Raw genomic sequence first — 12,942 nt, forward strand, 5'->3', positions numbered from 1 at the left:
GTGCAGTTTTAGAAAATAAATTGCTAAAATTGTAAAGGACATTGTCCTGTTTATACTGACCAGACCATATTACATGCTTATTATCTAAACTATTCTATTATTTATAAACCATAAACAAACTGTCAAACATGAAGAGAAAATTACTCTTATTATTTTTTTGGCTGATGCTCATTTCAGTCAATTTGATGGCGCAGCAGAAAACAATTTCCGGGAAGGTTACCAATTCCGCAGATGGGGCGCCGTTGTCCAGTGTGACTGTTCTTGTCAAAGGAAAGTCTGTCACAACAAAAACTGCTCCGGATGGTAGCTTTACAATCCAGGCAAATCCTGGAGATGTGTTGATCTTCCGTTCTGTAGGATCGAAAGAAGTGCAGCAAACAGTCGGGGCCGGTAATACAGTCTCCGTATCTATGTCCGGCTCGGAAGAAGCTCTTGAAGAAGTCGTGGTAACGGCGATGGGTATTAAAAAAGAGAAAAAGGCATTAGGGTATGCTGTTCAGGATATTAAATCGGATGAATTAATGCGAAATAAGAATCCGAATGTCATCAATTCTCTTAACGGTAAAATTGCTGGGGTAAATGTTACGAATTCGGGCGGATCTCCAGGTGCTTCTGCATCTATCATCATTCGTGGAGGAACTTCATTAGAGCGTGATAATCAACCTTTATTTGTGATTGACGGGATGCCAATGGATAACTCAACAGGACAAGGAGATAATTCTGCCTTTGATGGTAACACGAATATCTCGACAACAAATGGTAACCGTGCATTAGATTTGAACCCGGAAGATATAGAATCAATCTCGGTATTGAAAGGACCTGCGGCGGCGGCATTATACGGTTTGCGGGCAGCAGCTGGTGCAGTTGTGATTACTACCAAACGTGGTAAAGAAGGTTCTGCAACCATTGGTGTTAACTCTCGTTTTGGAGCGAATTGGGTGAACCGTTTACCAAAACTACAATCCAAATACAAGCAAGGGTCTAATTACAAGGGAAATAAAATTACGGATAATACCTATTTATCATGGGGTGATGCGTTCGCTCAGGGCGAAACGATATATAATAACTTAGAAGATTTTTATCAGACAGCTACAAGTTTTGATAATTCTTTTAATGTATCTGGAGGAAATGCTAATGGCAATTTTTATTTATCCGGTTCTAACCTTGATCAATCAGGGATTGTGCCAACAACCGATTTTAAAAGAACTACTTTTCGTTTTAATGGAGAGCAGAAGGTAGGTGTATTTACGTTCGGAGCGAATGCTTCTTATTCTCATAGCACTACACAAAAGACGTTGACAGGTTCAGGTCTTTGGGGAGGATCGGGAATGGGTTATATGGAGTCTATTTTGGCATTTCCCCGCAATGTGGATATGAAAAACTGGATTGATCCCAGTGGTAAGCAAATCTTGTTATTGCCTAATGTCGCTTTGCAGGATAATGTAGACAATCCATATTGGACAATTAACAAAAATCCGCAAAAAGATAAAACAAACCGTTTCTTAGGAAATGTGTATGCAAATGTGAAAATCACAGATTGGTTGGATGCTACTTATAAATTAGGCGTTGATAATTATACGACCAATTTCAGATCTATTCTTACACCAGGTTCAGCAGTAAAAGAAGCCTGGCAGAAAGGTATGCTCTCTGAAAATGTGAGACAATACAATTATATCAATTCTAACTTTATGTTGAACTTTCATAAAGAGTTCGCAAAGGATTGGGATCTGAATTTCTTGTTGGGTACGACTGCGGAAGATACACGTATACAAGCTAATTCTATGCGGGCTGAGCAGTTTTCTATACCTAACTTTGAAAGTATAAATAATGCGGATCCTAAGAACCGATACCTGAATGAGGTGATTACAAATAAGCGCCTTTTAGGTGTGTACGGAGATTTACGTATAGGGTATAAAAATTTATTGTTTTTAAGTGCTACAGGTCGTAATGACTGGTCTTCTACACTACCCATTCAAAACAGATCGTTCTTCTACCCTTCATTCTCGGGAAGTTTGATCTTTACGGAGTTAATGGAGAAAAATGATATTTTATCTTATGGAAAGCTAAGAGCTTCATGGGCTCAGGTGGGTAAAGATGCGCCTCCATATCAGACAAATACTTATTTGAAGGATATCCAATTAACTATTGGAGGAGGTTTTAGAAATGAGTGGACCCGTGGAAATGATCAGTTGAAACCCGAAACTACAACTTCGTTTGAAGTAGGTACTGACCTGAGATTATTCAGCAATAAGTTAGGTTTGGAGTTTACATATTACAAAAACAACTCTAAAGATCAGATTCTGCAGCCTCGTGTTTCCAATGCTACAGGATATATCTTAAGCTATGTTAATACAGGAGAGATTGAAAATAAAGGGATCGAGGTCTCTATTAATACAAGCCCGATTAAGAAAGAAAACTTTAAATGGGATTTAGCATTAAACTTCTCTCATAATAACGGTGTTGTTAAATCTTTACCTGCTGCTTTGCCAATTTTGTATGTGACTGACGTGCAGGTTGGTAATGGTAAGGCTGCTTCATTCGGTAATGGAGATTTTATGGGGATAAGTGGATCTATTTGGCAGAAGGATGCCAACGGAAATCTATTGTTAGACTGGAATACAGGGTATCCTTTGACTTCTACAACAGCAACGTATCCGATAGGAAACCGCGAACCTGATTTTATTGGAGGTCTTAATAATACATTTACTTATAAAAATTGGGAGCTTTCCTTCTTATTTGATTTCAGAAAAGGAGGCGATATTCTTAATAGTACGGAATATTTGTTGACGGCTAACGGAATGAGTAAGAACACTGAAAATAGAGGTGAAAAAGTATCATTTACAGGTATGGGATTAAATCCTAATACCAAGCAATATGAACAAATTACCCGCGAAGTAGTGGCTACTGAAGAGTATTACAGGGATATCTATTCATTAAATACACCTCATTTTGTAGAGAAAGTAAACTGGTTACGTCTGAGATCCCTTAGCTTGACTTATAGTTTGCCTTCTGCTTTATTAAATCGCTCTAAAATTTTTAAAGCAGCCTCTGTTACAGCGATCGGAACCAACCTTTGGTTGTTGACGAATTATTCCGGAATGGACCCTGAAGTCAGTGCTGCTGGTGCAGGTGTGATTGGTTCAGGATCTGTTGGTGTAGACTACGCAGGTGTACCTGCCACTGCAGGAGTAACGTTTGGTTTAAATCTTAAGTTCTAATACAATGAAAAAAATTATATATATAGCAACAGTTCTGTCGGCCTTGTCTTTAAGTGCCTGCAGCAAATGGCTTGATGTTAATGATAACCCTAATTCCGCAAACGCAACTGTGCCTACTGCGGAGCAAAGGCTGCCACCTATATTGGCGCAATTTGCTGATGGGTATGAAAGTGCGGGTACAAGAACATCTTTCATTACCCAGCAGTTAGCAGTAGTAAATGCGAGTAACAACAACTGGAATATGACGCGTTGGAATCTGACTAATGCGGCAATAGGATGGCCATGGCAGGCCTGGTATGTAAATACGGCTGTCAATATACAGCCGATGATCGATGCCGCTAATAAAGTTGGAGCTAATCATTATGTGGGTGTTGCAAAGATCATGAGAGCCTGGGGTTTTGGCTACATGGTAGACTGTTATGGTATACTACCTTATGATGAATTTGATGTTGTTAATAATCTGACACCTAAATTTGATGAAGGAGAGTATGTGTATAGCAAAATTTTGCCTTTGCTGGATGAAGCAATTGCTGATCTGAGTAAACCTCAGGATCAATTTGCGCCGGATCTTAAGGTTGGAGATACGTATAATCTGGGGGATGTGCAGAAATGGATTAAATTAGCATATGGACTAAAAGCCCGTTTTTTAAATCATTTGAGTAAAAGACCAAATTATGATCCGGATCAGATTTTGGACTTATTAACAAAAGCACCTGTTTCAAGTGCAGACGGTACAATTTATCAATATGTGGATGAGAGTGTGAACAACGTGGCGGATAACTCAAAAGCTGCACTGCAATGGACAAATACGGGTACAACTGCGCGAATAACTAAGTTCTATTATGACTATATTACCAATAACTATACAAATGCACCTACAGGAGCTACTAATATGGTGGATCCACGACTGGATTTATTGGTTCCGAGTATGGTCAACGGTACTGGTGCTTTAGTACGCACTAAAGCAGTAGATATGCAGTCGGCCTTACCTAATACAGGTCCGGTTGCTGTTACGTTTAATGAAAAAACAAATAAATTTTCTCATGCAGATTCTGTTTTCATCTCTTTAAGAAGTGCTAAAGCAACGACTAGTGGTCGGGTATTGTCCACCGGAACCTGGTATACACAAAAAGGGGGAAAGGGACTTCTGCTGACTGGTGCGGAAATGAAATTTATTGAAGCTGAAATTCGTTTCAAAAAGGGGCAAACTACTCAGGCTTTACAAGCCTACAAAGATGGTATCAAAATCCATATGGAGATTATGGGGGTTACTGCTTTGAATGTTGCTAATTTTTTGAATAGCAGTTCTGTAATTCAGGATCCGGGCAAATTGACATTAAGCCATATTATGATTCAAAAATATATCGCATTGTCTTATTCTCAGGAGCAATGGGCAGATATGAGAAGAATGGATTATTGTAATGATGCATCTGGTAATTACAATGAAGCAACAGGGATCTATAAAGGGTTTAACAGACCAGGTCACGTTTTTACCAATTCTTTTCCGGGACCGACAGATTGGCCAAGAAGGTTTGCTATCGCTTCTTACGAAATCCAATACAATCTTGATCAGGTAACTAAAGCTGATCCTGATGCAGGTCTACCAACGTATATTACGAAACCTGTGTTTTGGGATAAGAAGTAAGGGACATATTTCCAAAACTGATTTCATTTCGAATAGAGAGGGTTGAGTGAGAATTCAGCCCTCTCTTATTATTTTAACAGATTTTGGTGGATTTTTGCTTTTATAATTTGTTAAATTTACAGGATGAACAGATACCTCATGATGTTTTGTAGCATCTTATGTGCTACGCTACTTGTTGCACAAACGCCAAAAATCATTCAAAAACCAATAACATGGAATGCCGAGCGGGAACAATTATCGCTGGAATACCTGAAAGTACGGCATGGTTTAGATCAGAAAAAAGCTATTATAAAACCTCAGATTGTAGTTGTTCACTGGACTGCAAATAACAGCGTAAAATCTACTTTTAATGCTTTTAATCCGGTGCAATTGCCGGGAAGGCCAGAGCTTACGAAAGCCAGCAAACTTAATGTTTCTTCGCAGTACGTCATTGACCGGGATGGTACGATCTATCAGTTCTTACCGGATACCGTATTTGCGAGACATACCATAGGTCTTAATTATTGCGCCATTGGTATCGAAAACATAGGAAGTGAGAAAAATCCGTTAACAGATGCACAACTGAAAGCCAATACACAACTTATTGATCAGTTATCGGAGAAGTATCCCATTGAACTTGTCATTGGCCATCTGGAATATAAGCAGTTCAAGAAAACCAAATGGTGGAAAGAAACGGATCCCAATTATATCACCGGAAAATCAGATCCCGGCTTGGATTTTATGAAAAGGCTGCGTTCAGGATTGAAAAATACAACCCTTAGAAAGCTTTCCTTTTAAGCTCAACTGTTACTGTAACATAAAAATTACCTAAAAGTGTCTAAATGACACTTTTTTTGTTTTCTCTTCTTTCCTTTTTTGATTCAAATAATAAGATTTTAAACACGTTAATGCGGTTTTGTGCGCACTTTCAATAGTGCGTTATTTCAGTTTAAAGATGTTTTATATTCTATTTTTGCACGTTTTAACGTGTTTTAGTTGATTGTTTTATTTTCTAAACTCAAAATCTTTATTATTTTTATCACGTTTTGCCAATTAACCGACATGAAAACGCAAAACCAATTTAACAACTACTAAAGAATAAACTAATTTTTTCACTATGAGAAAACATCTACTATTGCTGTTGGCAATGCTAGTGTGCCTTTTGGATGTGGTAACTGCTCAGGAACTAACAATTTCTGGAGTGGTCACATCACAGGAGGATGGAAAACCTATTTTGGGCGCTTCAATTAAAGTTGTGGGTACTGCCGTTGGAGCAGTGACCGATGCAAGTGGTAATTATAAGATCAAGGCTGCTAAAGGGCAGACTCTTTCTTTTAGTTACATTGGGATGTTGGCTGCCACACGTGTGGTAGGTGAATCGTCTGTAATAGACATCACTTTGTCACCCGATATGAAAGGTCTGGACGAGGTGGTGGTCACAGCAATGGGAATTGAGCGTAATAAAAAGAGCCTTACCTATTCCGTGCAGACTGTAAAAGGAGACGATCTCCGGGATGCCAATCAATCGAATGTCCTGAATGCATTACAAGGGCAGATCGCAGGAGCGCAGATTTCATCTTCCGGAGGTTCGCCGGGACTGCCGACAGAAATTATTCTCCGGGGATCGAGTACACTGACAGGGGACAACCAGCCACTGATGATCGTGGATGGTATCCGTGTGAGTAATTCTTCTGCTAATGGAACGGTCAACCGGATTGCGGACTTTAATCCTGCTGATATTGAGGATATCTCCATATTAAAAGGAGCGGCGGCTGCAGCACTCTATGGTATTGATGCCGCTTCCGGTGCAATCATTATTACAACTAAAAAAGGTAAAGCCGGAGCGATGCAGATCAATGGATCGTACAAGGCATTTGTCGAGACTATGGGACGTACACCTCGTCAGCAAGGTATTTATACTACCGGAACAGGAGGAGTATACGATGAAACCTCAGGAAGTTCATGGGGTCGGAAATTTAGATATGATGAGACTGTGTACAATAATATAGATCGTTTCTTTCAAACGGCTGTAACGCATGATGTCAATCTGAACGTCAATGGAGGTAGTGAGAAATTAAATTACTACATGTCCGGAGGATACCGCAATGCAGGATCCATGGTGCCTAATACAGAGCAGGAGAAAATCAACTTCCTGTTAAAAGGAACAGCTAAATTAAGTTCAAAACTGGAACTGACCACTTCTGCAAATTACATCAAAAACAATATTCAGGAAGGTCTTGGAGGAGTAAACTCAGGAGGATGGATTAATAGTATTCTGACTTATCCACTCAGATACGATATTCTTTCGTATCAGAAACCCAATGGAGAACCCTTGTATTCATATATTGAGGCAGAGGATGATGGACGTAATGCAATGATCTCACCTATGTGGGGTGTTATGCGTAATCCGCGAAACAACGACGTGGAACGTTTTGTGGTCAATGGAAGGATTGATTACAAAGTTGCAGACTGGGTGAGACTTTCGTATCAGCTGGGACAGGATTTTACAGCATCCAAGTACCGTATTATCACCACGCCGGGAACTCCGGGAACTTATTTTGATGGCCGGGTTTCAGAATCCAACACGAATACAAAGTATACAACATCGATATTCAATGCCACATTTGACCGTAAATTCTATAACGATTTCCGTGCAACGTTGATCTTGGGAGGAACAAGTGATTACTTTGATAGTAAAGGCGTTGGTTATATGGGTGAAAGTCTGCTCGTAAAGGATATCTTCTCTCCGAATGTGGTGGAGCGTGAAAACCTTAGCCTTACAGATACATGGTCCAGACGTCAGCGCTATGCAATCTATGGGGATTTCAAATTGGAGTACAAAAACATCGTTTCTGTTGGGGTAACCGGACGTAATGACTGGTCTTCTACTTTGCCTAAAAATGCACGTTCATTCTATTCGCCATCCTATTCCGGTAGTTTTAGCTATAGCGAACTGTTTGATCATGATTCCTGGTTTGGTAAATTACGTGTGAGTTATGCCAAAGTAGGTAAAGATGCTCCTATTTACCGTACCAATACCAATCTGGTGCAGGCGCAGACACAGGGAGGTGGATTCGTGACCAGTGCTACAGGAGGTAATCCGGATCTGAGACCGGAGAAAACCAGTGAGTTTGAGATCGGATCAGAATTAAGTTTGTTTAAAAACCGACTGAATCTGGATTTAACCTACTATGAACGTAAGAGTATTGATATGATTATGACTCCGCGTGTGCCTCTGCCTTCGGGATATGTCATTATGACTTTCAATGCAGGTTCGCTGCGTAATCGTGGAATCGAAGCTTCCCTTAGCGGAACGCCAATTAAGAAAGATGATTTTACGTGGTCATCAACACTAAACGCATGGCGTAATACTTCAAAAATGTTAGAATTTGCGGGAGATATCGTGACATTCAAATATACGAATGCACAGCTTACTGCCGGTACAGCCGCAACAACGCTTAATGATGCTGTGTTGGGGATTGTAGGTACTGACTATAAAAGAACAGATGAAGGGTATGTTGTTGTAAATGCAGATGGTTACCCGATCATTGATTCTAAAGAGAAGTATATCGGAAACCGCGAACCTGAATTTAATATCGGCTGGATGAACAAATTTCGGTATAAAGATATCAGCCTTTCTTTTCTATGGGATTTCAGGTTCGGAGGAGATATTCTGAATGCCAGTCGTCAGCGTATGATGTCTGTAGGTACAGCATATGATATCGGAGAATGGAGAGATAAAGAATTTGTATTCAATGGTGTTGTGCAGCAAAATGACGGAACGTACATCAAGAACGAGAAATCAGTGGTGATGGATTACAGTTACTTTGCAAATAACTACTATCAGGTAGGAACAAACTTTGTTGAAAAGGTAAACTGGGCTCGTGTGCGCTATATCACATTAAGCTATGCGTTGCCGAAGATATGGTCCAAACGATTGGGTGTAAATAACCTGAGTCTGGAGTTGTCTGCGCAGAATCCTTTCGTTATTACTAATTATTCGGGAGGAGATCCGGAGGTAAACAGTGCCGGACCAAATGCTGGTGGCTCCGGAGCCAGTACGATGGGAGTAGATAATGGCGCTATTCCATTGCCTAAATCCTACTCTTTTGGTTTTAATATTTCTTTATAAGCATCGGATCATGACTAGAATTTTAAAAAACATAACAACAGTACTTGCCCTGGTCGTGGTAAGTTCGTGTAGTAAACTCGATATTAATGAGAACCCTGTGAATCCGGTAACCGTACCTTCTACACAGCGTTTGGCTGCAATAGAAGCCAATCTGGCGTATTCGTTGTACTCTCAGGCACGCTGGGGTGCTTATCACAGCTATTACCTGACGACAAGAACGGGAAATAGTAATGCACAGACAGATACCTGGAATTACAACAGTATTACACGTCTGGGTGCATGGAGGTGGCATTATTTTGATGTTGGTAGTAATATTATCGGACAGGCTGGTATGATTGTCCGTGCTAAGGAAGAAGGATCGAATAACTACATTGGTGTGGGCAAAATTATGCTTGCATTGAGTTACCTGAGTGCGACAGACGTATTTGGAGATATGCCAATGAAAGAAGCATATATAGGCTCTTTTAATCCGCTGTATGATAGCCAGGAAGAAATTCTGAAAAATATACTTGCTCTTCTGGATGAGGGTGTGGCTGATCTGAATAATGTAGGTGATCAGGCTTTGTCCATGACTGCCAAGACAGATATTATTTATCAGGGTGATCTTAATAAATGGAAAGGCTTGGCCGAAGCGGTAAGAGCTCGTGTAAAGTTGAGAACAGCTAATTTTCAAAACGGACATCAGGAGCTGTTGACAATTGTAAACAATGCAATAACAAATTTTTCCGATGCGCTTTATACTTATCCAAAAGGATCGACATCATCCTGGCAACGCAATCTTTGGGGACCTTCAGGTCCGCCTCCTGCCGGAGAAGCATTTCAGTTTGCTGATATCAAAAGTGATCTGGAAACCACTCTTCCAACGGATGTGCTAATGAAATCACTGACGATAGACGAAGTAAATAAGGTATATGATCCTCGTTTACTTAAGCTGACAACGCCGGGAGCAAATAACAAATATATGGGTGCTAAAATGTCTGAAGGGCTGCGGGATGTTAATCTTCCGACAGGGACTGTTTATCAGGATTTTGCAAACCTTCGAAACGGATTCTGGACTTCAGATGATTCTCCTTATCCGATCCTTTTAAAAGAAGAACTTTATTTTATCAAAGCTGAAACACAGTTTTACTTGGGAGATACAGAAGGTGCGCTGGCTTCTTACCATACGGGCATAGATTTGAATCTGAGAAGACTTGGTGTAGCTGAAGGGCAAATCATCAGTTACATGGGGTCAGCTAAGGTTGCACAGAATGCTTCCGCATTGACTATCGCTGATATTATGCTTCAAAAATATATCGCACTTTACCTGCAGGGAGAGACCTGGACAGATATCAGACGGTACGGATACAGCAAGAAGGCTTATCCGAATTTGTATTACCCAAGATATGCGCTTACAGAATGGACAGGGAGATATATTCAGCGTTTGCCTTATGATCCGCAGACAGAATATGTGTACAATCCTAAAGAAATTGCCCGCTTAGGTGCATCGTCCAGAGACTGGGTATTTAAACCGGTTTGGTGGGCAGAGAAGTCAACATTAAAAGATTAAGAGAATGAGAAAGATAACGAACATACTATATGCAATAGTCTTAGCATGTGCTTTGATTTCTTGTGAAAAAAATGATCCCATTTCAGAATTGGGAGAAACAAACGGTCAGTTTGCTGCACAGTTGAGAGTGTCGTATAATAATACACGGCCGGCAATCGGAGATACCTTACAAGTGACAGCCTCTACCTGGCAGCGTGATGATAAATTTTCAGAAGTGAGATTTATGGAGACCATAGTCGAAACATTCGGTATTAATATGAGTCTTAAAAACGGAACTCAGTTATTGACAAAAGGAGAAACTGAATCGACCCTGACTGTTATAGATTCCATTGCAAAAGCAAATTCATGGTTGAAAGTTGCTGCTGCCGATATGGATAAATATTGGGTGACAGTAACGAATAATTATGTGATGGTAGGAAGGTATCCGATGGTTGTTAAAGAAGGTAAGTATCCGAATAACAGTAGCTTGATTACAAAATTGTCTGATCAGGAATTTGAGATACTGAAAGGCTTGCTAGCTTACACGATCACCAGAGCCGATTATTTGGTCTTGTATCCGAGTGCTCCTGCCAGTCATTTTACGAATGGCGGAACTTATGTGTTGTCACAGACGGGGATCAATAATCTAAAGCAGACATTGACAAAAGAACAATTGCTTCCCGTTGTCAACAGTATTAAAAAAGTAGGAAAATACAGTGTGACAATAGATGTGGCGGCTATAACTTCAACAGGTACTGCTACAGTAGCGACCAGAACATTCGAAAACAGTTTATAATATGAAGACAGTTAAATTTTTATACCTATTTATCGGCCTTATCATATTAGGCTGTTCAAAGGATGAGATAACCAGTATTGGCCAGCAGGGTGAGTATATCGCAAACTTTGATTTCCCGGAATATGCTATTACAGCTCCGGCAAAAGTAGTGCTAACAAACCGATCGAAGAATGCAGATAAATTTCAATGGCAGTTTGACGGAGCAAAGATTATCGATAGTAAAGGGAAGGTACAGGATGTGACCACATCTGAAAAGATGGTTCCGGATACTATTTTTTATGAACTTCCGGGAGAATACAGTGTCAGTCTGACCACCTGGCAAGGTGATCAGAAAAAGGAGATTACGAAAAAAATCGTTATCCCTAAAATGCAGCCTAAGATTAATGTGCCTGAGAATATAGCCGTCTATACTGACGCACAATTCTCCGCCAGCATATTCACGTATCCTGGAAAAACGGTGACCTATAGCTGGGATTTTGGCAACGGAGTCGTTTCTGATTTAGAAAAACCTGTTGTTAAGTTTACAAAAGAAGGAAGTCAGATTGTGAAGTTGACCGTTAACGACGGTGTAGAAACGCTAACAACAGAAGTAGCAGTAGATGTCAAAGGGGAACTGGCCAAAACCATTTATTTTACGGATGTCATTACCAAGAAAATCTACAAATATAAACTGACGACTTTGGCGCCGTCTACCGTAGTTGATCTTGGAATTACCACCGGTGTCAGTCCATTAGGTTTGTCTATAGGTAATGGCAAGGTTTATCTGTCAGATGCTGGTCTTGGATTGCGTTTTAGTACCGGTACCAATGCAAACGGAGATGGTTTTGTAAAATATTTTAATCTGGATGGAACAGGAGAGACTACCTTGACAAAGAGAAGTGTTGTTGGTGCATCCGAATATAATCTGGATCCTTGGATGAACACCGTTGACTCAGATGGTAACGTCTGGTGGACAAGCCGTAACAATGGTGTGTATGTAGCTGCAGGTGGCGGGGTAGAGATTCCTTATCCTAACTTTAAATTCAGACCTACAGCGACCAATATTCCCGGATTTTCTTCTTCTACACATTTCTATAGCGGAATAAAAGAGGTGAATGGGGAAATCTGGGTTTCGTTTACCGGTACAGCTGGCGTCGGAATTCATAAGTTCAGCAAGGCAGGAGCATTTATAGGCTCTCTTTCAGGAACTATTAGGTCTCTGGGTGTACGTCAGTTTGTGGTGGATCAAGTCAATAAGCAAATCTATTTTGCGATCAACAGAGCAGGAACATATATCCCTGGAATTTACCGTTCAGATATGGCTGGTAATAATATTGTCGCCGTTTATAATGATCCTGCTGTAATGGGCTTTACTACGACAGGCTTTAGTGATCAGGGTTATGTAGCACCGGATAATACAAATGAGACTATCTATGTAACCGGTATGGATGTCGATGTAGATGAGACCGGAAAGGGTTATCTATACTTTGGCTACCGTAATAAAGCTGATGCAAGCGGTGCAAATGCACCACAGACAGTGGGTTCGGGATCTAAATCCGGAGTCTTGAGATATAAGTTAGGAACAAATGAAACTCCTGAATTTATTATCAAAGGATATGCGCCTTATGGTATCGCTATTGATCAGGTAAAACGATAAGATATAAT

Annotated in this window: 7 protein-coding genes; all 7 read left to right on the forward strand. The window is 40.3% G+C overall.

Annotation, left to right across the window (positions count from 1 at the left end):
* Positions 1–128: 128 nt before the first annotated feature.
* The 7 genes from B4B65_RS05885 to B4B65_RS05915 all read left to right on the forward strand — a co-directional run bounded on the left by B4B65_RS05885 (position 129) and on the right by B4B65_RS05915 (position 12,934).
* On the forward strand, positions 129–3,218 hold the full coding sequence (locus B4B65_RS05885) for a SusC/RagA family TonB-linked outer membrane protein (protein WP_293914262.1): 3,090 nt from the start codon (positions 129–131) through the stop codon (positions 3,216–3,218).
* Positions 3,219–3,222: 4 nt separating this feature from the next.
* Positions 3,223–4,863 (forward strand): SusD/RagB family nutrient-binding outer membrane lipoprotein, encoded by a 1,641-nt coding sequence (locus B4B65_RS05890; RefSeq protein WP_293914264.1) that lies wholly within the window; start codon positions 3,223–3,225, stop codon positions 4,861–4,863.
* 123 nt (positions 4,864–4,986) lie between these two features.
* The gene (locus B4B65_RS05895) at positions 4,987–5,640 is read left to right on the forward strand and encodes an N-acetylmuramoyl-L-alanine amidase (protein ID WP_293914266.1); all 654 of its coding nucleotides are present in this window, start codon (positions 4,987–4,989) and stop codon (positions 5,638–5,640) included.
* A gap of 319 nt (positions 5,641–5,959) precedes the next feature.
* Positions 5,960–8,974, forward strand: a complete 3,015-nt coding sequence (locus B4B65_RS05900; RefSeq protein ID WP_293914268.1) for a SusC/RagA family TonB-linked outer membrane protein — start codon at positions 5,960–5,962, stop codon at positions 8,972–8,974.
* A gap of 10 nt (positions 8,975–8,984) precedes the next feature.
* On the forward strand, positions 8,985–10,523 hold the full coding sequence (locus B4B65_RS05905; RefSeq protein ID WP_293914270.1) for a SusD/RagB family nutrient-binding outer membrane lipoprotein: 1,539 nt from the start codon (positions 8,985–8,987) through the stop codon (positions 10,521–10,523).
* A 4-nt stretch (positions 10,524–10,527) separates the two neighbouring features.
* The gene (locus tag B4B65_RS05910) at positions 10,528–11,298 is read left to right on the forward strand and encodes a hypothetical protein (protein ID WP_293914272.1); all 771 of its coding nucleotides are present in this window, start codon (positions 10,528–10,530) and stop codon (positions 11,296–11,298) included.
* A gap of 1 nt (position 11,299) precedes the next feature.
* On the forward strand, positions 11,300–12,934 hold the full coding sequence (locus tag B4B65_RS05915; RefSeq protein ID WP_293914274.1) for a PKD domain-containing protein: 1,635 nt from the start codon (positions 11,300–11,302) through the stop codon (positions 12,932–12,934).
* Positions 12,935–12,942: the final 8 nt, after the last annotated feature.

The organism is Sphingobacterium sp. UBA5789 (assembly GCF_002418355.1).
In the GTDB taxonomy this organism is placed as follows: domain Bacteria; phylum Bacteroidota; class Bacteroidia; order Sphingobacteriales; family Sphingobacteriaceae; genus Sphingobacterium.

Bases quoted from the DNA above. Each gene is read 5' to 3' on its own strand.
- B4B65_RS05885 (WP_293914262.1), top strand. From the start codon at position 129: ATGAAGAGAAAATTACTCTTATTATTTTTTTGGCTGATGCTCATTTCA.
- B4B65_RS05890 (WP_293914264.1), top strand. From the start codon at position 3,223: ATGAAAAAAATTATATATATAGCAACAGTTCTGTCGGCCTTGTCTTTA.
- B4B65_RS05895 (WP_293914266.1), top strand. From the start codon at position 4,987: ATGAACAGATACCTCATGATGTTTTGTAGCATCTTATGTGCTACGCTA.
- B4B65_RS05900 (WP_293914268.1), top strand. From the start codon at position 5,960: ATGAGAAAACATCTACTATTGCTGTTGGCAATGCTAGTGTGCCTTTTG.
- B4B65_RS05905 (WP_293914270.1), top strand. From the start codon at position 8,985: ATGACTAGAATTTTAAAAAACATAACAACAGTACTTGCCCTGGTCGTG.
- B4B65_RS05910 (WP_293914272.1), top strand. From the start codon at position 10,528: ATGAGAAAGATAACGAACATACTATATGCAATAGTCTTAGCATGTGCT.
- B4B65_RS05915 (WP_293914274.1), top strand. From the start codon at position 11,300: ATGAAGACAGTTAAATTTTTATACCTATTTATCGGCCTTATCATATTA.